Below are 18,871 nucleotides of genomic sequence, written 5' to 3' on the forward strand. Positions count from 1 at the left end.
GAAGAGATATATCCGGTGGCGGAAAACAGGGGGAGACGAACCGATGGCGCGACCGATCAGCCGACGAGCCGCGCTCGCCGGACTCGGCCTCGCGGCCGCCAGCGCCGGCTGTCTCGGTCGCACGGAGAACATCGCCGGACGGGACCCCCACTCGCAGCTGACCTTAGAGATCAACACCACGCCCGCGGACGCGGACCCGAACGGCATTCGCATCGCGAGACAGCTCGAGGAGCACCTGACCGCCGTCGGCGTCGACGTCCGACTCAACACCGTCGGACAGACCGACCTCTGGCGGAAGGTGCTGATAAACCAGAACTTCGACGTCTACGTCGGGCAGTTCGTGGAGACGGACCCGTTCGACCCGGACGCGCTGTACGGGCTGACCCACTCGCGGTTCGTCGCGGAGCCGGGGTGGCAGAACCCGTTCGGGCTCACGGAGATCGCGGTCGACGACCTGCTGGAGCGACAGCGCCGAGCGACCGCCGGCGAACGGAGCGACGCCGTCGCCGCGCTCCAGGAGACGGTGTGTGACCTCCAGCCGTTCTCCGTCGTCGCGTTCCCCGACGCCCTCACCGCCGTCCAGGAGAACCGCTTCGAGGGCTGGACGGAGGACCGCCAGCCGGTGTCGGTCTCCGGACTGCTCGGCCTCGACCGCGCGCCCACGGAGGACGAATCGGCCGGCGACGGCGACGCGAGCGGCGGCAACGCGACGGCCGCGGACGCCGACGAGTCCGAGCGCGTGCTCCGGCTCGTGACGACCGACGACCGGATCACGCAGAACTGGAACCCGATCGCGGCCGAGTTCCGGCGGCACGGCACGTTCACCGGGCTCCTGTACGACCCGCTCGTCCGCGCGGACGAGGGGTCGATCGTCCCGTGGCTGGCGGCCGACTGGGAGCGGGTCGACGCGACCGCCGTCGACGTCACGCTCCGCGACGCCCGGTGGCACGACGGCGAGCCCGTGACGGCGGACGACGTCGCGTTCACCTACCGGTTCCTCCGCGACACCTCGCTGGGGAGCGTCGAGACATCGGTGCCGACGCCGCGGTTCCGCGGCCGGAGCTCCCTCGTCGAGGACGAGCGCGCCCTCGACGACGCGACCGTCCGGCTCACGCTGCCCGACGTCAACGACCGGGTCGCCGCCCGGGCGCTTCAGGTGCCGGTCCTCCCGGAACACGTCTGGGCCGACCGGACCGAGGCGGCGACGATCGCCGGCTTCGAGTTCGACTTCGAGACGACGGAGGCGGTGGTCTCGAACAACCCCGACCCGGTCGGGAGCGGTCCGCTCCGCTTCGTCGAGGCGACCGCGGAGGAGTCGGTCGTCTTCGAGCGGAACCCCGACCACTTCCTCGTCCGCCCGGCGCCGGATGCCGACGACGAGACGGCGGACCCCCGCGCGGGGATCCCGCCGCGGTACCACGGGAAGCCGGCCTTCGACCGGCTCCGCGTCGAGGTGCTGCCGTCGGACATCTCGGCCGTGGAGGCGGTCGCCGAGGGGCTCGCGGACGCGACCGCCGCGAACCTCGGCCCGGCGTCCGTCCCGCGAATCGGCCGCTCGGACGCCGCCAGGCTCGTGAGCGGTCGGTCGGCGGCGTTCTACCACGTCGGCTACAACACGCGGCGGAGCCCGCTGTCGAACCCCCGCTTCCGGGCGGTCGTCGCCCGGCTGATCGACAAGGCCGCGCTCGTCGACGAGGCGTTCGACGGGTACGCGAAGGCGGCCGCGTCGCCGCTGGCGGCGTCGCCCGACGCGGTTCCGTCGTCGCTCGCGTGGGACGACGGGCGCGACCCGGTCCACCCGTTCTTCGACGACGACGGGTCGCTGGACGTCGCGGCCGCCCGCGAGGCGTTCCGCGAGATCGGGTATCGCTTCGACGACGAGGGGCGGCTGCTCTCCCGGGGCCAATGACGCCGTTCCTCTCGGTCGTCGCGTCGGTCGTCGCGTGGGTCGGGGCGATGCTCGCCGCCGCGTCGCTCGCGGTGGTCGGTCCCGCCCGGCTCCGGGCGGCGTCGCGCGGGCTCCGCGACCGGATCTGGGACGCCCGTCGGGCGATCGCGCTCCTCTGCGTGGTGCTGCTCGCCAGCGCCGTCGGCCGGGGCTCGCTCCAGGCCGTCTCCAGACTGTTCGGCGTTCAGGCGACGGCGCTCATCTACGCGCTGGAGGGCGGGTTCGTCGCGTGGGTCCAGGCGACGTTCGCGACCCCCGCGCTGACCGCGTACTTCTCGTGGGTGTACGTGTACGGCTACGCCTTCCTCCTCTCGTTCCCGGTGATCGCGTACCTCGCTCTCCCGCGGACGACGGCGCTCAGGCGGCTCCTCGTCGCCTACGCGCTCAACTACGGGATCGGGCTGGCGCTGTACACGCTCGTGTTCGCCTACGGCCCGCGGAACGTGATGCCCGACATGGTGACGCCGCTCCTCTTCACCAACCAGCCCGACGTGATGCTCCTCGCGAGCGAGGTGAACGTGAACACGAACGTCTTCCCGTCGCTCCACACGTCGCTGGCGGTCACCGTGGGGACGTTCGCGGTCCTGACACGCGAGGCGTTCCCGCGGTGGACGCCGCTGGCGGTCCCGCTCTCGCTGTCGGTCGTCGTCGCGACGATGTACCTCGGGATCCACTGGCTCACCGACGTCGTCGCCGGGTTCGCGCTCGCGTTCGGCTGCGTCGCGCTCGCGTACCGGCTCGTGGACCCGCGGAGCGACCCCGTCGAGTCGCGGCGCGACGCGGCCGAGGAGCGGTCCGAAGCCGGCGCGGACGACTGACCGCCGGTCTCGGCGTCCCGTCGGCGCGGCGCTCTCGCCCCGATCAGACGCCCTCGACGAGCCGTTCGAGCTGTTCCGGCGGGACCGCGCCCCGGGCGGCGTGGCCGTCGTACGCGAACGTCGGGACGCCGGTGACGCCCCGCCGCCGCGCGGCGTCGAACATCTCGGTCACGCGCTCGCGGAGGTCGTCGTCGCCGAGCGCCTCGTCGACGACGCCCGCGTCGAGCCCGTCGACGTCCGCCGCGATGTCGGCGAGCACGTCGCGGTCGCCGATGTCCCGGCCCTCCAGCCACAGCGCGTCGAAGACGGCCTCGTCGAACGCGAGCCACGCGTCCGGCGCGGTCTCGCGCACGCGGACCGAGACGACCTGCGCGGGCAGCGAGTCGACCTCGGTCGCGAGTTCGAGTTCCATCTCGTCGGCGCCGTACTCCTCCTGGAGCCGCCGGACGTTCTCGCGGGCCTGCTCGTAGTACTCGTCGTCTTTCCCGGTGTCGGCGTCGTGGTCTATCTCGCCGTCCGGCCCGCGCTGTCCCGCGCGGAGGTCGAACGGGTGCCAGTCGATCGCGAGCGGCTCCTCGCGCGTCTCCTGGTACCGCGAGAGCGACCGCCGCCCGAGGTAGCAGAACGGACAGACGTAGTCGGAGTAGACGGTGATCGACTCGCGCTCGTCGGCGCCGGTCGCGGCGTCGGAGTCGGTTGCCATGCCCGCCGGTACGCCGCGGAGCCGAAAAGGTCGTTCGGCGACGGCAGGCGCCGTCCGAGCGCGCGCGACCGAATCACTACCAATTAATATCACTAAGTTGTACCACCGTGTATGCCCGAGTACGACCCGGTCGACCCCCCGGTCGCGCTGACGGTCGCCGGCAGCGACAGCGGCGGCGGCGCGGGGATCCAGGCCGACCTGACCGCGATGACCGCTCACGGCGTCTTCGGGACATCGGTCGTGACGGCGACGACCGCCCAGAACACCCGCGGCGTCGAGGACGTGAACCCGCTCCCGGCCGACCACGTCGCGGCCCAGTACGCGGCGGTCGCCGACGACTTCGACGTGCGCGCGGTCAAGACGGGGATGCTCGCGACCGCCGAGATCGTCGAGACGGTGACCGAGGCGGTCGCGGACGCCGACGTTCCCCTCGTCGTCGACCCCGTGATGGTCGCGGCGACCGGCGACCGCCTGCTCTCGCCCGCGGCCGAGGCGGCCTACGAGGACCTGGTCGCGGCCGCGACGCTCGTCACGCCGAACGCGGACGAGGCCGCCGTGCTGACCGGCGACCCGGTCGAGACGCCGGCCGACGCCGAGGCGGCCGGGCGCGAGCTGGTCGCGCTCGGCGCGGACGCGGCGCTGGTGAAGGGCGGACACCTGACGGGCGGAGACGGCGGGGACGACGCCGTCGTCGACACTCTCGTCCGCGCCGACGGCGAGGGTGGGTCCGGTCCCGCGGTCGACCGCTTCGAGACGCCGCGGGTCGACACCGCGGCGACGCACGGCTCCGGCTGCGCGCTGTCGAGCGCGATCGCGGCGCGGCTGGCGCGGGGCGAATCGGTTCGCGAGGCGGTCGAGGCCGCGGTCGAGGGGATGACCGAGGCGGTCCGGCGCGGCTACGACGTGGGCGAGGGGCCCGGCGCGGTCAACCCGACCGTGCTGGGTGCTGAGTGAGGGCCGCCCGCTCGGCCCCGGGCGATCACAGGTACGCCAGCGGGACCATCAGCGCGACGCCGAGCGCGATCCCGCCGACGAGGACCGGCTTGCCGCCCCGCGGGAGGTCGGCGCCCGTTTCGAGCGCCTCGGGGACGAACTCGGTGAGCACGAGGTAGATCATCGCGCCCGCCGCGAAGCCGAAGCCGTACGGGAGGACCTCGCGGGCGTACCGCACGAACGCGAACGCGATCACCGCCCCGATCGGCTGCGGGAGGCTGGAGAACACCGACCACCACACCATCTTCCACTTCGAGACGCCCATCGACCGCAGCGGGATCGAGATGGCCGTCCCCTCGGGGACGTTGTGGATCGAGATGGCGACGGTCATGAACACGGCCAACAGCGGGACGGTGAAGCCGAACAGCGCGGTGCCGCCCTCGAGCCCGAGGTCGGCGAAGGAGACGCCGACCGCGATCCCCTCGGGGAAGCTGTGGACCGTCAGCACGCCGAGGATCAGGATCAGCTTCTTGAAGTCCGCCTCAGCGTACTCCCTCGGATCGATGTCGGCGTCCAGCAGCACCTCGTGGGCGATGACGACGAGGACGACCCCCGCCAGCATCCCGACGCCGATCTCGACGACCGTCCCCTCCGCGAGCCCCTCCTGGACGAGGCCGAACAGCGACGCCGCGAGCATGATCCCCGACGCGAAGCCCCACAGCGCCACGTTCCCGCGGTCGCTGATCGTCTCGAAGAAGAAGAACGGAAGCGCGCCGATCCCGGTCGCCAGCGCCGTGATCAGCCCGGCGACGAACACGAACGCGTAGGCGTCGATAGCGACCATTCGTTGGCGAGGCTACGACGCTCCCGGTGATAATTCCGCGGGACGCCCCCACGATCCGGGAATCGGTCGCCATCCGGGCCCGGTCCGATCACCCGAGGCCGCGGATCATGGCGACGAGGAACGCGAGCAGCAGCAGCAGCGCGACGAAGAGCAGCAGCGCGGTGAGCTTGATCCCGAGCGCCGACCGCCGCGCGCACGGACTCCTCCCGCGCCCCTCTCCGGACTGCTGCGAGCCGATCGGCGCGTCCATGATCACGTCCCGTTCGGCCGGTCGGACGCGGGCCGCAGATCGGCGTCGAACGCGTTCGCCGGGGCCGAGACCGCCGTCGAGTTCTCCGCGCCGCTCGACTCGTTCGTCGACGGTTCGCCCGTCTCCGACGGTTCCGTTCCCGTTTCGCCCGGGCTCGACTCGCCGCTGTCCGCGGGCGCCGGGGCGTTACCGCCCGCGGTCGGTGCCGTTTCGCCCGGGCTCGACTCGCCGCTGTCCGCGGGCGCCGGGGCGTTACCGCCCGCGGTCGGTGCCGTTTCGGTCGGACTCGACGTGTTGCCGTCGGCGGGCGCCGAAGCGCCGTCACCCTCGGGCGCCGAGGCGTTGCCGTCGGTGGCCGGTCCCGTTTCGCTCGGGCTCGACGTGTTGCCCTCGGTCGGTGCCGAGACGTTGCCGTCTGCGGGCGCCGAGACGTTCTCACCGGCGGGATCCGAGACGTTGCCGTCGGTCGGTGCCGAGGCGTTACCGTCGGGAGGCGCCGAGACGTTGCCGCCTGCGGGCGCCGAGACGTTCTCGCCCGGTCCGGTGGCGGTCGCCGCCGGCGCGGTTCCGTTCACCTCGGTCGTTCCGTTCGCGACGGCCGCGACGGCGAACCCCTCGCCGGCGGACTCGTCTATCTGCCGGAGTTCGTCTGGCGTCTCGAACGTCGTCGTCACGGTGGCGTTCGCGGTGAGGACCGCGATCGTGGCCCCCCCGGCGAACGCGACGCCCCACACCAACACGGCGAGGGCGACGAGCGCGACGAGCCCGCGGTTCGCGGTCATCTGTCCGCCTCCGCGGCGCCGTCCGCCGGCGCCGGCGTCGTCGCTGGAATCTCCCGATCCGGGTGGTCGACCGCGTCGACCTCGCGCTCGCCGGCGTCGGTCGCCGGCGCGTCAGCGCCCCCGTCGGTCTCGGACACGCCGCCGTCGGCGGCCGCGGCCGGCGCGTCGGTCTCCGCCGCGCTCGGACCGCTCCGGTCGAGGACGCCGCTCGCCGGGATCCACGCCGCGAGCGCGCCCAGCAGGAGCGTCGCGGCCGCGACCGCCACCGCGATGGCGACGGCGGTGCGCAGCTCGAACGCGACGTAGACCGCGTACGGGGTGACCGCGGCCAGCACCGCCGCCGCGCCCCCGACCGCGTCCACCGAGACGCCGCCGGACCCGCCCGCGGCGTCGGCCGTCGAGGCGGGCTCGGCGTCGGTCGCGGCCGCTACCTCGACGCCCGCTCCGTCGGTCGACTCGACCGGCTCGACGGTCGCCGGGGCCTGTCCTCCGGACTCGCCGCGGTCGCGGACGATCGACCAAACCTCGGTGGCCGCGAGCAGGCCGAAGGGGAGCATGACCAGCGCGACGAACCCGGCGCGCGTGCCCGCGAACTGGATCACGTAGCCGATCCACGGGATCGTCAGCGTCACCACGCCGACGAGGTTCCCGGCCGGGACGAGCCCCGGATCCGGCCCCTCGTTGGCGTCGCCCATCGTCTCGAACGCGAGCGCCGCTCCCTCGCCGCTCACGCCGATCACCCGATGCGTCACCGGCACGTCGCTCGTGCCGCGGACGAACGTGATCACGTCGCCCTCGGCGATCGCGGTCGGGTCGCGCTCGGCGACGATGACCACGTCGCCCGGCGCGATGGCGGGCGTCATGCTCGCCGTGAGCACCACGAAGCTCTCGTCGGCGCCGACGACCTCGGGGACCGCGAACACCGCGAACGGCGCGACGACCGCGATCAGCAGGACGATCCCGAGTACGTTCGCCGCGCGCTTCGTCCGTGGTGATGTGAGTAGTTTGGTCATCAGTTCGCCTCCGAGCCGCACAGCGGCTCGCCGTCCGTGGTCGCGGCCGCGACGATCTCGTACAGCCCGCCGTAGACGTCGCCGACCCGGAGCGGAACCGAACAGCTCGTGTGGATGTCGACGCCCGTGCGGTCCTGACCGCCACCGTTGCCGCCGTTCCCGTTCCCGTTGCTTCCGCCTCCGTTGTCGCCGCCGGCTCCGCTGCCGTCGTCGAGGCGGATGTTCGGGCCGATCCAGTTCGGATCGCCGTTGGTCGGGGAGGCGCTCCCGTCGACCACGAAGGTCTCGTTCGGCGCCACCTCGGCGTCGAACACCGTCGTCCCGCCGGCGCCCACGCCGCCGCGGCCGCCGCCCGTGGCGACGACGACGACGGTCGCCGGGTCGTCACCGAGGTACCGCAGCGTGAGCGATCCGACCTTGACGCCGTTCTCGTCCTCGCAGGGGACGCACGTCGGCTCGCAGACGACGCCCGCGAAGGGGTTCGCCCCCGGCGCGTTCGCCTGCTCCTCCGAGACGTGGCGGCACTGCTCGGCGTAGAGCCGGAAGGTCAGGTCCGTCGCCTCCCCGCCCACGTCGGGCGAATCCGCCGGGAGGTACGGGGCGACCTCGACGACGATCGGGCCGCCGTCCGGGTCGAGGCAGCCGTCGTCGATTCGCACCCCGGTCGCGAGGTCGCGCTCGACCGCCGCGAGGGGGCGGTAGCCGTCCGTCACCGACGCGCCGTCGACGACGATCTCGACTTCCAGGGCGTTCCCGAGCCGGTCGCCGTCCGGGCACTCCGTCGCGAGCCACACCCGCACGGGGTTCGCCGACGCCCCTACCTCGAACCGCTCGGGGGCGGGGCGGTCGTCGAACGTCGTCCGGTCGACCGCGAGCGGCCCGACGGTGACGGTCCCGCTCGTGGGGTCGCCGTCGACCGTCAGCCCGACCTCGCCGGCGCCGAAGACGTTGCTCGGGAACGTCTCGCGGTCCGAGAGGTACGCGCCCGTGCCGATCCCGCTCGCCATCCCGACCGCGCCGACGCCGCCGATCCCGGCGAGCAGCCGGCGGCGGCTCAGCCCGCTCGGGCGCCGTCCACCGTCGCCTCCGGGGGTCATTGTCCCACCTCGGTGGCGTTGCCGTCGCTCACGTCGCTCATCGCGAAGGGGTTCCCCTCGGCCGAGCAGTCGTCGGCGGCGAACCGCACGTCGAAGTCGACGGCGCCGCCCTGTCCGGCGTTGCCGCCCTCGCCGTCGAACTCCCAGGTGAAGGTCAGACAGCGGCGCTCCTCGGTCGTGAGACAGCCGTTCCCGAGCAGCGTGGGATCGAGTTCGATCCCCGTCGCCACCGGGTCGGCGCTGAGTTCCGCGAGCGTGCCGGCGGCGATCAGCTCGCCGTAGCCGGCGAAGTCGCTCTCGGCGCCCGCGCACGCCCCGACGCCGAGGAGGCCGGTGTCGTACCGGACCTCCAGCCGGATGCGCTCGGCGAGCGCGCGGCTCGCGGCGTCCGCGCCGTCGAGGCCGGGGGCTATCTTCAGCCACACCCGGACGCCGTCGGGCGCCGCGCCCGCGGGGTCCTCCAAGCGGAGCCCCACGCTCGCGGTCCCGGTGTCGTGCGGGAGGGCGTTGTCGACGTCGACGAGACGGATTCCGGCCGCCTCGACGTCGTCTTCGGCGTCGGTCGGGCTCGAATCGACGACCGTCCCGTTCTCCGTGCGCCGCCAGCCGACGAGCAGGTCCCACGGCCGGTCGGTCTGCGCGTAGGTGTAGTCCGTATACTCACCCCAGCTGTCCGTTCCCGTCGGCCGTCCGGAGGCGGCTCCGAGGGCGGCGAAGCCGACGGCTCCGGCGCCCGCGAGTGCCTCCCGCCGCGTAAGTCCTGATTCCTTCTGTGTCATTATCTGTCGTCGCGGCTCCGAACGGCCGTGTCGTCGATACCCTCCCTACTCTCACTGTGCTCGTATGTATGCGCGTCCTACCCGTGCGGCCGGGGCTCCGTACCCTGACGGTATGGGTACCGTACCCGCCCGCGGTCGCTCGATCCGCTCGCCCGTCGGTCGGTCTCGCTCGACGGCGCCGCGGCGGGGTCCGAACCGCCGGATCAGGCCGCCGCCGACGGCCCGGCGCCGTCGTTGTGGCGCTCCTGCTCGGTGTAGAAGCCCAGGTCGAAGCCGAGCGTGTCGCCCTGGATCTCGTTGCCCACGTCGAAGGGGAGCTCCCACGAGAGCGCGACGCAGTGCATCACGCCGTCGCCGCGGAACGCGTCGCGGTCCGCGTCGTCGGGGGCGTCGTTGAGCTCGTCGTACAGCGTCGAGCGGTTGCCGTCGAGCGGGACGCCGTTCCCGTCCGCCAGCGCGGCGAGGACGTTCGCGAGGGTGTCGTCCATGATGACCTTCTCCTGCGTGGCCTGCGCCGCGAGGTTGCCGAACACCGTCGGGATGTTCAGCGGGTCGTCGAGGTCGTTGAAGAACACCGGGTCGCCGCCCGCGCCGCCGGCGGGGCCGGCCATCGCGAGGAGCGTGCTGGCGCTGCCGTTCACGTTGATCGTGTACAGCTCGGTCGCGGGGCTCGGCGACGCCGCGCGGGCGTCGTTGGCCGCGTCGATGGGCGAGGAGAACTGGGTGCTGCCGGTCCCGTTGAACGACTGGCCGTCCGAGAGGACGATGTTGCGCTTGTCGGCGCTCGCGCGGCCGTTCGCGTCGAGCTCGCCCTGCGCGTCGTCGACGCCCTCACCGATGTAGGTGCCCGTCGCGATGCCGCTCGCGTTCGAGAACGGGTCGGGGTTGCCGTCGCCGTCGCCGGGCGTCGAGGGCTCGCCGCCGGTCACCACGTCCGCCAGCTTCTGCCGGAGGTTCGACAGCGCGGTGTCGACGTCCGAGAGATTGCTGGTCAGGGGCTGGAGGATGCCGGTCCGGGGCTGGGTGTCGTTGCTGCCTTCGCCGTCGAAGTACGCCACGCCCACCTGCGCGTCAGCGCCCGCGTTCTGGAGGAAGTCGATGAACTGCCGGGTGCCGAGCTCGACGAGGTCGATCTTCGTCGTCTCGTTGTAGGTCGTCCCGTTGATCGTGATCGGGTCGCTGCTGACCACGCCGCCGTACTGGTTGTACAGCATCGAGCCCGAGAAGTCGAGCGTCAGCATGATGTCGACCGGCCGCGCGGCGTCGTAGACGTTGTCGCAGTCCTCGTCGTACCAGAGCCGCGCGTTGATCGCGTCGCCGAGGTCGCCCATGTTGTCCGGGTCGACGATGAGCTCCGGCTCGGTGCCGGCGCCGCCGGACTCGGAGATGTTGCCCGCCTGCATCCAGATGTAGCCGGGGTTGTCACAGAGGTGGAGCGAGAAGGTGATCTCGCCGGAGTCGCCGGGCTTCACGTCGGTGAGCCTGACCAGCGTGTCCATGTCCTCGCCCGTGACGGGGTCGGTGCCGAAGTCCGCCTCAGAGAGCGGCGGGATGGTCTCGCAGTCCAGCACCGGGATGTTCGCGCCGTTGCTGTCCTCGTCCTCCTCGTCCGGGAAGTCGCTGTACTTGTAGACTGTACCGTCGATCTCGATCGACTGCTCGCCGTCGCCGTCGTGGTCCGGGTGCGCGCTGACGAACTGGTGACCCTCGCCGAAGTCGTAGGTCTGTTGCCAGTCGACGAGCAGGTCGAGCTGCCCGGCGGTCAGCTGATTGCCCTCGAACGACTCGGTGTCGTTGAAGTACGCCGTGGTGCCGAGGCCCGCGCCCGCCGAGGCGATACCGACCGCGCCGAGGCCGGCCAGAACGGTTCGCCGCGAGAGTCCGATCGTGTCGATGTTTTCCTTGTCGCTCATGATTGTGATTCCCCGAAGGGAGTCCCACCGACGGAGTCGAACCGTCGTCCCGGCCGCCCGCGCGGGTCCGGTATGGGGAGATACGCGCCCTCTTGACCGCGGGCGCGTCCGCCTTCGCCTTTCGTGCCGTCGCGATCTACGGCGCCGTCGCGAACGGCGTATCGTTGTGGCGGGCCTGTTCGGCCGCCACGCCCAGCTCGAACTCGATCGAGTCGGTCTGGATCTCGTTGCCGACGGCCGCGTCGACCGACCACTCGAACCCGATGTAGTACGTGCAGGACCACTCCAGCACGGAGCGAACGGGTGCGTCGATATCCGGGTCGGCCTCGACGCGCGGGTTGCCGACGAGCAGGACGCCGTCGTCCAGCGCCTGGAGCGCGCCGTTGAGCGAGCCCGCGAACAGCGGGACCTCGCCGGCGCACAGGTGCGCGATGCGGTGTAGGACGCAGACCAGCCGGTCGCGGTCGGCCGCGAACGAGAACCGCGAGAGGTCGGCGATGTCGCCGCTGACGGGCGACGCCATGATCTCGAACAGCTCGATCGTGTCGATCTCGCCGTCCGTCCCGATGTCGTAGCCCGGTGCGGTGCCCTGCGCAAACGCGGTGTCGATGCCCTGCGCGAGCGACACGTCGGGGTCGACCTCGTAGTGGACCGTCAGGATGTTCGCGCCGACCGTCTGTTCGAGGTACTCGGTCAGCTGGACCGAGTAGGTCGCACCCCAGCTGTCGTAGGTGACGCCGGCGAGCGGGCTGACGGGCGAGTTCGGGCCGGGCTCGTTGTTCGGCTCGTCGTGTGGCTGGCCGTCGCCGATGACGACGACGCACTTCTCGTCCGCCTCGCTGCCCTCAAGCAGGTCGATGGCCTCCTCCAGCGCGGTCGGGAGGAACGTCGAGCTCCCGGGAGACATGCCGTCGATCTCGTCGCGGAGCGCGTCGAGGTCCTGGGTGAACGGCTGCTTGACGCCCGTGTTGTTGCCGTACTCCACGAGCGCGACGCGAACGTTGGCGTCCGGGACCATGTCGGCGGGCAGGCCGAGCCCGGAGACGTCCGGCTCGGCGAGCAGCTCCTCGAACAGCGCCTTCGCGCCCGCCTGGGCTTGGGGGAACTTTTCCGGGGCGGCGGTGTTCTGGTTGGCGTTGCAGCCGGCCGACGAATCGGCCCAGTCCATCGAACACGAGGTGTCGAACAGGACGACGACGTCGACGTCCTGGCCGTTGCGCGGCTCGTACACGTTGTCGCCGTCGTCGTTCCAGATGAGCACGTCGACGGCGTCACCGAGTTCGCCCGCGTCCGCGGTGTCGTCGACTTCGCTCTCCGGCTCGGTGAGACCGTTCTCGCTCTCGTCGGTCTTCGCGCCGGTGAGCTGGACGTATGCCGGGTTGTTGAAGAAGTGTAGCGACATCGTCACCTCTCCGGTGTCACCGGGCTTCACGTCGTCCAAGGAGATGAGCGGCGCCTCCCAATCCTGTCCCTCACCGAGGTCGGCGAAGAAGGCGTCTTTGAAGTCCGCGACGGCGTCCGACGTTCCCTGTGCGGTGTTCAGGTCGTAACCGTTGCGCTTCGCCCAGATGACGAACGACTGGGGTACGTCGTCCTGAATCCCGTCGCCGTCGCTGTCCGGGTACGCGTTGATGTAAGGGTAGCCGGCGGGCGCGTACATCGGGCCCTCCGCGGGGCCGTTGTAGGTCTGTTGCCAGTCGACGAGCAGGTCGAGCTGGCCCGCCGTGAGGGTGTTCCCCTCGAACGACTCGGTGTCGTTGAAATACGCCGTGGTACCGAGGCCCGCGCCCGCGGACGCCACGCCGACCGCGCCGAGACCGGCGAGGACCTTGCGCCGCGAGAGCCCGATCGAGTCGGTTGAGTTCTTGTCTGCCATGATTGTGAGTCCCCGAGGGGAACCCCACCGACGGAGTCGAACCGTCGTACGCCACGTGGGGGGACCGCGATCGTCGCGGTCGGACGCGTCACGGACCGCCCGGGAGACCCGGGTAGGTGCCGTGCGTTCGGTTCCGGGCTTATTCGACGCTGATGTCGAACGCGACGCCCTCGTCGCTGCCGGAGTAGTCGCCCTGGACGTCCACGGTCACGTCGCCGGTGATCGTGAACGCGTTCGCGACGTCGGCCGCGTCGGTGTCGAACACGAGGTAGGTGACCTCGCGGCCGGAGCCGTCGTTGGACGCCGAAATCGCGTCGGGACCGTTGAGGGTGACGACGGTGCCGTCGAGGTCGAGCGCGAGGTTCGCGACCGACACGGTCGCCTCGTCGGCCTTCGTCGTGATCGCGAGCTTCCCGCTGGGTGCGGGGATCCCGCTCGCGACGTTCACGCCGTCAAGGGTGAACGAGGCGTTGCCGCTGCCGTCGAACGAGTAGCTGAACGGGACGGTGTTCCCGGGCGTCCAGACGTAGTTCGCCGTGGTCGCGCTGCCGACGTCGGGGCCGACCGCGACTTCCCACGAGCCCGAGGGGCCGTTGTTCCCGAAGCGGCCGCGGGCGAAGGAGGTCTCCTGCTGGGTGGCGAACTCCTGTTGCTTGGCGAAGCCCTCGCCGGTCCGGGTCGTGATGGACGGGACGCACGGGTTCGCCGTGCCGTCGTTGTGGCGCGACTGGACCGCGTGGAACTCGAAGTTCATCGTCAGGGAGTCGGACTGGATCTCGTTCCCGACGCTCGTCGGGATCTCCCAGAAGAGGCAGACGCACGGGCCGGTGATGTATGCCTCGCCGTCGTCGGGCTCGACGACGTCGGCGTACTCCGCCTGCTCGCCGGGAACCATGCCCGCCATGCCCATGCCGTCGAGCGCCGCGCCGCCGGTGATCGCCGCGATAACGTCGACGAGCGAACCGGAGACGATCTCCTCGCCCTCGACGATCTCACCGTCGACGCGCTCGCAGTAGACGAGCCGCGCGTCGATCGATTCGCCGAGCTCGCCGAGGCCGGGGGTCATGTCGACCTCCATCTCGGGCTCGTTCATGCCGTTCTCGGCCTGCGAGAGGTCACCGCACGCCCACATGTACGAGGGGTTGTCCACGATCCGGAAGCAGAACTCCACGTGACCCGAGTCGCCGGGCTTGACGTCGTCGAGGTCGTAGAACATCCCGGCGGGCTCGCCGTCCTGCGTGCCGGCGGCCATGTCGGCCAGGTTTTCGACCGCGCCGTCGCTGTCGTACGATGCCTCGTAGTCAACGAATAAGTCGAGCGAACCCGCCGTCAGCGTGTTGTTCTCGAACGTCTCCGTGTCGTTGAAATACGCCGTGGTGCCGAGGCCCGCGCCGGCGGAGGCTACGCCCACCGCTCCGAGACCGACCAGCATCTTGCGCCGCGAAAGTCCGATAGTGTCGTCGTTCATTGTGTATCATCCCCGAAGGGAACTCCCGGCGGCGGTCGCGAACCGCCGCGTCGGCCGCCCGAAGGCGCCGAGCCGGGAACCGGACGTGTCTCATCGTCCGGAGGACAGCGTTGTTTCGCCGCTTACACGCTGGTGCTGTTCGCCTCCGTGCCGTTGAACGTCACCTGGGGGTTGTCGTTGTGGCGCGACTGCTCGGCGTAGAGGCCGATGTCGAACATGACCGAGTCCGTCTGGATCTCGTTTTCGACCTCCGCCGGGAGCGTCCACTCGAAGCCGATACACTGGGTGGTCGCGCCGGGGTACGGCTGACGGCCATCCTCCTGCCGGTCGCCGTCGAGCGCGTGCCCGTCGGCGAGGAAGTTTCCGAAGAAGTCGGCCATCGACCCCTCGAAGATCTTCTGTTCGCCCGCGAGGACGACCTGCGCGATCTCCGCGTAGACGGTGTCGAGGTCGGCCGCGTCGGGAGCGACGAAGGCGTCGTCGGGCGAGGTGGCGATATCCTCGAGCAGCCCCGTCGCCGCGCCGGCGCCGAGCGCGATGGTGAAGATGCGGATGCCGTTCCCCTTGGCCGCGTCGGCCGCCGCGATGGCCGCGCTGGCGTTGGACTGACCGTCGCTCAGGACGATCATCACCTTCGAGGCGCCCGGGGTGGCGTTGGTCCCGTTGAGCAGTTCGTTCTCACCGGCGCTGACGCCGGCCGCGATCGAGGTGCCGCCGCCCGCGGTGTACGCGTTGATGGCGTCCTTGACGGCCTGGTAGTTGGTCGTCAGTTCCTGGTCGAGGCTCGCGGACGATGCGAACGAGATCGCGGCGGCCTCGTCGGGCGAGGAGAGGTTGTCGACGAAGCCCGTCGCGGACGTCTTCAACGCCGCGAGCTTGCTGCCGCCCATCGAACCGGAGACGTCGCTCACCAGAGCGACTTCCAGTTCGTTCTGCTGGCCCGTGCCCGTGGGCTCGTAGACGTTGTCGCAGTCTTCGTCGTACCAGACGCAGACCTCGATGGCGTCGGCGAGCTCGCCGATGCCGTCGGTGTCCTCGCCCTCCTGCTCCATCTCGGGCTCGCTCTGACCGTTCTCAGCGTTCTCGGTCAGCTCGCCCGCGAGGTAGAGGAACGCGGGGTTGTCACAGATGTGAACGCTGATGGTGACTTCGCCGGAGTCGCCGGGCTTCACGTCGTCGAGCGTGAACACCGGGATCTCGTCGCCGTTGATGAGGAACTGGTCCGCCTCGGGCGAACAGAAGTCGAACGCCCTACCCTCGCCCTGAACGAGGTCCTCCCACGCCTCCATGTCACCGGGCGTGGGCGCCTGCCCGAGCAGGTAGCGCCCGTCGCCGAGGTCCTCGGCGTCCGGGTAGCCCATGGCCTGGACGTCGCTCAGGCGGCCGGGGCCGCCGAGGTACGTCGACTTGTAGTCCAGCTTGAGGTCCAGCTCGCCCGCGGTGAGGGTGTTGCCCTCGAACGACTCGGTGTCGTTGAAGTACGCCGTGGTTCCCAGTCCAGCGCCCGCGGAGGCCACGCCGACGGCACCGAGGCCGGCGAGGACTTTGCGCCGCGAGAGTCCGATTTTGTCGTTTGTGTCTTGGCTCATGCTTTCTCCCCCGACCCGCCCCCGTCCGCGCTGGACAGCCGAATCGGTTACTTCCCCCTCCGAGGGATACCGACGTAGTTACGCGCTCCCATGTCACCGTCGAACGACCGATTCCACGTGATAGAACGTCTCAGTCGCCGAGTCAAACGGAGCGTTCGACCGGCGGTCCGGCGCCCCTACTCCCGCCGATATTGCCGGTATGGCCCTCGTACCGCCGCCTCGGAACGCGGCACGGGGACCGTACTCGTCGGCCCGAATCCGACATGGACCTCGTACTTCCGCCGCTCGAAGGGGGATCTCACCGGGTAGCGAGTTCATACATATACCCCCGTCTGACGCAGTAGGCGACAGACCTCGGACGCCGCCGCGCGCGGTCTCCGGATCCCCACCCATGAAACTCCGAAACGACGTGCTTCCGGCCGAACAGGTGTACGCCATCCTCGCGAACGAGCGCCGACGGCGCGCGATCGAACAGCTCAGGTCCGTCGGCGGGCCCGTCTCGGTCAACGAGCTGTCGACGCTCGTCGCGGGCCGCGAGACCGGCGAGAGCCCGCCGCCGAAGCGCTGTCGCGAGAGCGTGTACACGTCGCTCGTCCAGACGCACCTCCCGAAGCTGGCGGACGCGGGCGTCATCACGTACGACCGGGACTCACAGACCATCGAGCTCTCGCGACGCGCGCGAGACGTCCGGCTCTACACGGAGATCCTCGCGCCCGGCGGCGCGACGTGGTCGGAGATCTACCGCGCGCTCGCGGTGGCGTCGCTGCTCGTCGTGCTCGCCGCGCTCCTCGACGTCCCGCTCGTGTCGGCCGTCGACCCGGTCCTCTGGACCAGCCTCGCGCTCGGCGCCTTCGCCGCCGCGAGCGCCGTCCAGCTGTGGGTCAACCGCTTCTCGGTGCTGCGACAGCTGCGGCCGCGGTGACTCGGCTCTGAAAAACAGCCCCTACTAGATTTTCGACCACTTCCCTTCGATTCCCCTCCGTCGCTTTAGTTCTCTTCCGTCGGTTCAGTTCTTCTCCGTTGGTTCGTTCTCCTCCGTCGCTTCGATTTCCTGGCTTTCCTACTCGCTCGCGGCCGCGAGCGACGGCGGCAGCCGAAGCTCGAACAGCCGCGCGTCACAGCCCGCGCACCGTCCGGCGACGACGTCGTAGCTGGAACAGCAGGACTCGACGACCCGCTCTTCGAGCGCCACGTCCCCGGCGCAGGAGGGGCATTCCTCGACGAACAGCCGGAGGGCCCCGAGGACGGTGCTCTGGTCCGCGAGCGGCAGGTCGGTCCAGTCGTCGCGGGTCGCCGTCAGCACGCGGTCGGCCGCGGCGTCCGCCCGGAACGCCGCGCGCGACTCCCAGTGGCCGATCTTCTCGTTGCCCGCGTACGCGAAGCCGACGCCCTCGTACCAGTCGATCGCCAGCTCGTCGCGGTCGACCCCGGTGAGCGACGCGAGCGCGTCGAGGTCGCCGTCGGCCGCCCCCTCGGCGTCGGCGTCGACCGCCGCCCGCCACGCCGCGGCGAAGTCGGGCGCGAACGCGAAGTCGTCGCCCCCCGGCGTCTCGACGAGGACGCCGGCGTCGAGGAGGTACGCCTCCGGGTCGACGTCGCCCGCCGGACGCTTCCCGCGCCCCGTCCCGCCGGGCGCCTTGCCGAACAGCGCGAGGACCCGCTCGGGCAGGTAGCGCTTCGTGAGCTCGGGCGTCCCCGGGACGAGGTAGCCGCGCAGCCAGATCGCCGCGAGCGAGGCCCCGAACCCGGCCGCGCCGAGGACCGGCGCGCCGACCGCGGTCACCGCCGCCGCGCCGACCGCCGCGATCCCGACGTTGACGACCGTACACGGGAGACAACGGTTCTCGCCGGTGTACTCGGGCTGCCGGAGGCGATCGACGGCGGTCCGGGCGGGTCGTCCGAGTCTGGCCGACAGCGTGGCGCGTGACGCGTTCATACACACTGAACGGCGGCGAACCGACCTATGTATGGGCCGCCTACCGCTCAGTCGTGCCCGATTTCGGGCCCGGAATAGTCAAAAAATTATACTATACTGAGATTAAAGCGGAAGTGGACTGAAATAGCGTTTCGCCGGTCGGTATCAGCGCCATTTCGGGGCGCTAAAAATCGTGATATCGATGCGCCACCGATTCACGACTCTACAGACTATTATTAACCGAAAATGATAAGACTCCTCCCGAGAATCTAGTTCTCAATTAAATGAATGAGCCATGACACCACAACTCATTGGATCGGAGGCATCGCTCGTCGACGGGGAGGACGATCCCCCGCAGGACGACGCCGGTCCCTCGCGCGACGAGGTGTTCACCGCGCTGAGTAACGCGCGGCGGCGGAACGTCATCAAGTACCTGAAGAAGAACGGCTCGGAGGTGCGCGTCCGCGACATCGCCGAGCAGCTGGCGGCCTGGGAGAACGACGTCGGGATCAACGAGGTCACGTACAAACAGCGCAAGCGCGTGTACACCGCGCTCCACCAGTCGCACCTCCCGAAGCTGGCCGCAAGCGGCTTCATCGACTACGAGCCCGACCGCGGGCTGGTGTCGCTCACCGAGGAGAGCCGGCAGCTAGAGGTGTACCTGGAGGTCGTCTCGGAAAACGAGATCCTCTGGGGGGAGTACTACGTCGGGCTCGCGGTCGTGTGCGGACTGCTGGCCGGCGCGGCGTGGGCCGGCACCGTCCCGTTCGACGCGGTCTCCGGATACACGTACGCGGCCCTCTTCGCGGTCCTCTTCGGCATCTCCGGGATCGTCCACCGCACCTCAACGAGGCGGAACCGGGTCGGATGACCGGCCGCCGGCGAGCGGCCCCGACCGGCGGGGCCGCGCGGACACCCGCAGGGTTTTAGCCTCACACGGCGG

Annotated in this window: 17 protein-coding genes; 5 read left to right on the plus strand and 12 right to left on the minus strand. The window is 70.7% G+C overall.

Annotated features, from left to right (window positions below; genetic code table 11):
• The first annotated feature begins 43 nt into the window (after positions 1-43).
• Positions 44-1,909 carry an ABC transporter substrate-binding protein gene (locus tag DVK05_RS11350; protein ID WP_121563455.1) on the plus strand — a complete coding sequence of 622 codons (1,866 nt, stop codon included), beginning with the start codon at positions 44-46 and terminating at the stop codon, positions 1,907-1,909.
• Positions 1,906-2,766: a phosphatase PAP2 family protein gene (locus DVK05_RS11355; protein ID WP_121563456.1), complete on the plus strand. Its 861-nt coding sequence runs from the start codon at positions 1,906-1,908 to the stop codon at positions 2,764-2,766. The genes DVK05_RS11350 and DVK05_RS11355 overlap by 4 nt, the downstream gene beginning before the upstream one ends.
• Positions 2,767-2,809: 43 nt before the next feature.
• Here DVK05_RS11355 and DVK05_RS11360 read toward each other — a convergent pair whose 3' ends face one another.
• Complete coding sequence (locus tag DVK05_RS11360; RefSeq protein ID WP_121563457.1) at positions 2,810-3,469, minus strand: DsbA family protein; 660 nt, start codon at positions 3,467-3,469, stop codon at positions 2,810-2,812.
• A gap of 111 nt (positions 3,470-3,580) precedes the next feature.
• On the opposite strand from DVK05_RS11360, the gene thiD reads away from it, so the two are divergent.
• On the plus strand, positions 3,581-4,423 hold the full coding sequence (thiD, locus tag DVK05_RS11365; RefSeq protein WP_121563458.1) for a bifunctional hydroxymethylpyrimidine kinase/phosphomethylpyrimidine kinase: 843 nt from the start codon (positions 3,581-3,583) through the stop codon (positions 4,421-4,423).
• A gap of 25 nt (positions 4,424-4,448) precedes the next feature.
• Here the strand turns inward: thiD and DVK05_RS11370 are convergent, their stop codons facing one another.
• The 10 genes from DVK05_RS11370 to DVK05_RS11410 all read right to left on the minus strand — a co-directional run bounded on the left by DVK05_RS11370 (position 4,449) and on the right by DVK05_RS11410 (position 16,013).
• Positions 4,449-5,246: a ZIP family metal transporter gene (locus DVK05_RS11370; RefSeq protein WP_121563459.1), complete on the minus strand. Its 798-nt coding sequence runs from the start codon at positions 5,244-5,246 to the stop codon at positions 4,449-4,451.
• 88 nt (positions 5,247-5,334) lie between these two features.
• Positions 5,335-5,496 (minus strand): hypothetical protein, encoded by a 162-nt coding sequence (locus DVK05_RS17135; RefSeq protein WP_158598861.1) that lies wholly within the window; start codon positions 5,494-5,496, stop codon positions 5,335-5,337.
• A 2-nt stretch (positions 5,497-5,498) separates the two neighbouring features.
• Positions 5,499-6,278: a hypothetical protein gene (locus DVK05_RS11375; protein ID WP_121563460.1), complete on the minus strand. Its 780-nt coding sequence runs from the start codon at positions 6,276-6,278 to the stop codon at positions 5,499-5,501.
• Entirely contained in the window at positions 6,275-7,291 is a 1,017-nt protein-coding gene (locus DVK05_RS11380; RefSeq protein WP_121563789.1) for a signal peptidase I, read from the minus strand. The genes DVK05_RS11375 and DVK05_RS11380 overlap by 4 nt, the downstream gene beginning before the upstream one ends.
• Positions 7,291-8,388, minus strand: coding sequence for a hypothetical protein (locus tag DVK05_RS11385; RefSeq protein ID WP_121563461.1), 1,098 nt, complete (start codon positions 8,386-8,388; stop codon positions 7,291-7,293). Before DVK05_RS11385 ends, DVK05_RS11380 begins: the two co-directional genes overlap by 1 nt.
• Positions 8,385-9,167, minus strand: coding sequence for a hypothetical protein (locus tag DVK05_RS11390; RefSeq protein ID WP_121563462.1), 783 nt, complete (start codon positions 9,165-9,167; stop codon positions 8,385-8,387). Before DVK05_RS11390 ends, DVK05_RS11385 begins: the two co-directional genes overlap by 4 nt.
• Positions 9,168-9,370: 203 nt before the next feature.
• Positions 9,371-11,080, minus strand: a complete 1,710-nt coding sequence (locus tag DVK05_RS11395) for a SipW-dependent-type signal peptide-containing protein (protein ID WP_121563463.1) — start codon at positions 11,078-11,080, stop codon at positions 9,371-9,373.
• A 136-nt stretch (positions 11,081-11,216) separates the two neighbouring features.
• Positions 11,217-12,956 (minus strand): VWA domain-containing protein, encoded by a 1,740-nt coding sequence (locus DVK05_RS11400; protein WP_121563464.1) that lies wholly within the window; start codon positions 12,954-12,956, stop codon positions 11,217-11,219.
• A 139-nt stretch (positions 12,957-13,095) separates the two neighbouring features.
• Positions 13,096-14,424 (minus strand): choice-of-anchor W domain-containing protein, encoded by a 1,329-nt coding sequence (locus tag DVK05_RS11405; RefSeq protein WP_121563465.1) that lies wholly within the window; start codon positions 14,422-14,424, stop codon positions 13,096-13,098.
• A 122-nt stretch (positions 14,425-14,546) separates the two neighbouring features.
• Positions 14,547-16,013: a VWA domain-containing protein gene (locus DVK05_RS11410; protein ID WP_121563466.1), complete on the minus strand. Its 1,467-nt coding sequence runs from the start codon at positions 16,011-16,013 to the stop codon at positions 14,547-14,549.
• Positions 16,014-16,404: 391 nt separating this feature from the next.
• Between DVK05_RS11410 and DVK05_RS11415 the strand changes: the two genes are divergently transcribed.
• A complete protein-coding gene (locus DVK05_RS11415) occupies positions 16,405-16,935 on the plus strand; it encodes a hypothetical protein (protein ID WP_121563467.1) in 531 nt (176 codons plus the stop codon).
• A 138-nt stretch (positions 16,936-17,073) separates the two neighbouring features.
• Here the strand turns inward: DVK05_RS11415 and DVK05_RS11420 are convergent, their stop codons facing one another.
• Positions 17,074-17,949 (minus strand): hypothetical protein, encoded by an 876-nt coding sequence (locus DVK05_RS11420; RefSeq protein WP_121563468.1) that lies wholly within the window; start codon positions 17,947-17,949, stop codon positions 17,074-17,076.
• Between the two features lie 274 nt (positions 17,950-18,223).
• Between DVK05_RS11420 and DVK05_RS11425 the strand changes: the two genes are divergently transcribed.
• Positions 18,224-18,799: a hypothetical protein gene (locus DVK05_RS11425; RefSeq protein WP_121563469.1), complete on the plus strand. Its 576-nt coding sequence runs from the start codon at positions 18,224-18,226 to the stop codon at positions 18,797-18,799.
• The last annotated feature ends 72 nt before the right edge of the window (positions 18,800-18,871 follow it).

It is taken from the genome of Halorubrum sp. Atlit-8R, from assembly GCF_003666025.1.
Classification (GTDB): Archaea; Halobacteriota; Halobacteria; order Halobacteriales; family Haloferacaceae; genus Halorubrum; species Halorubrum salinarum.

What these genes read in the sequence shown, in the direction of transcription:
- DVK05_RS11350 (WP_121563455.1), top strand. Translation starts at nt 44, where the DNA reads ATGGCGCGACCGATCAGCCGACGAGCCGCGCTCGCCGGACTCGGCCTC.
- DVK05_RS11355 (WP_121563456.1), top strand. Translation starts at nt 1,906, where the DNA reads ATGACGCCGTTCCTCTCGGTCGTCGCGTCGGTCGTCGCGTGGGTCGGG.
- DVK05_RS11360 (WP_121563457.1), bottom strand. Translation starts at nt 3,469, where the DNA reads ATGGCAACCGACTCCGACGCCGCGACCGGCGCCGACGAGCGCGAGTCG.
- thiD (WP_121563458.1), top strand. Translation starts at nt 3,581, where the DNA reads ATGCCCGAGTACGACCCGGTCGACCCCCCGGTCGCGCTGACGGTCGCC.
- DVK05_RS11370 (WP_121563459.1), bottom strand. Translation starts at nt 5,246, where the DNA reads ATGGTCGCTATCGACGCCTACGCGTTCGTGTTCGTCGCCGGGCTGATC.
- DVK05_RS17135 (WP_158598861.1), bottom strand. Translation starts at nt 5,496, where the DNA reads ATGGACGCGCCGATCGGCTCGCAGCAGTCCGGAGAGGGGCGCGGGAGG.
- DVK05_RS11375 (WP_121563460.1), bottom strand. Translation starts at nt 6,278, where the DNA reads ATGACCGCGAACCGCGGGCTCGTCGCGCTCGTCGCCCTCGCCGTGTTG.
- DVK05_RS11380 (WP_121563789.1), bottom strand. Translation starts at nt 7,291, where the DNA reads ATGACCAAACTACTCACATCACCACGGACGAAGCGCGCGGCGAACGTA.
- DVK05_RS11385 (WP_121563461.1), bottom strand. Translation starts at nt 8,388, where the DNA reads ATGACCCCCGGAGGCGACGGTGGACGGCGCCCGAGCGGGCTGAGCCGC.
- DVK05_RS11390 (WP_121563462.1), bottom strand. Translation starts at nt 9,167, where the DNA reads ATGACACAGAAGGAATCAGGACTTACGCGGCGGGAGGCACTCGCGGGC.
- DVK05_RS11395 (WP_121563463.1), bottom strand. Translation starts at nt 11,080, where the DNA reads ATGAGCGACAAGGAAAACATCGACACGATCGGACTCTCGCGGCGAACC.
- DVK05_RS11400 (WP_121563464.1), bottom strand. Translation starts at nt 12,956, where the DNA reads ATGGCAGACAAGAACTCAACCGACTCGATCGGGCTCTCGCGGCGCAAG.
- DVK05_RS11405 (WP_121563465.1), bottom strand. Translation starts at nt 14,424, where the DNA reads ATGAACGACGACACTATCGGACTTTCGCGGCGCAAGATGCTGGTCGGT.
- DVK05_RS11410 (WP_121563466.1), bottom strand. Translation starts at nt 16,013, where the DNA reads ATGAGCCAAGACACAAACGACAAAATCGGACTCTCGCGGCGCAAAGTC.
- DVK05_RS11415 (WP_121563467.1), top strand. Translation starts at nt 16,405, where the DNA reads ATGAAACTCCGAAACGACGTGCTTCCGGCCGAACAGGTGTACGCCATC.
- DVK05_RS11420 (WP_121563468.1), bottom strand. Translation starts at nt 17,949, where the DNA reads ATGAACGCGTCACGCGCCACGCTGTCGGCCAGACTCGGACGACCCGCC.
- DVK05_RS11425 (WP_121563469.1), top strand. Translation starts at nt 18,224, where the DNA reads ATGACACCACAACTCATTGGATCGGAGGCATCGCTCGTCGACGGGGAG.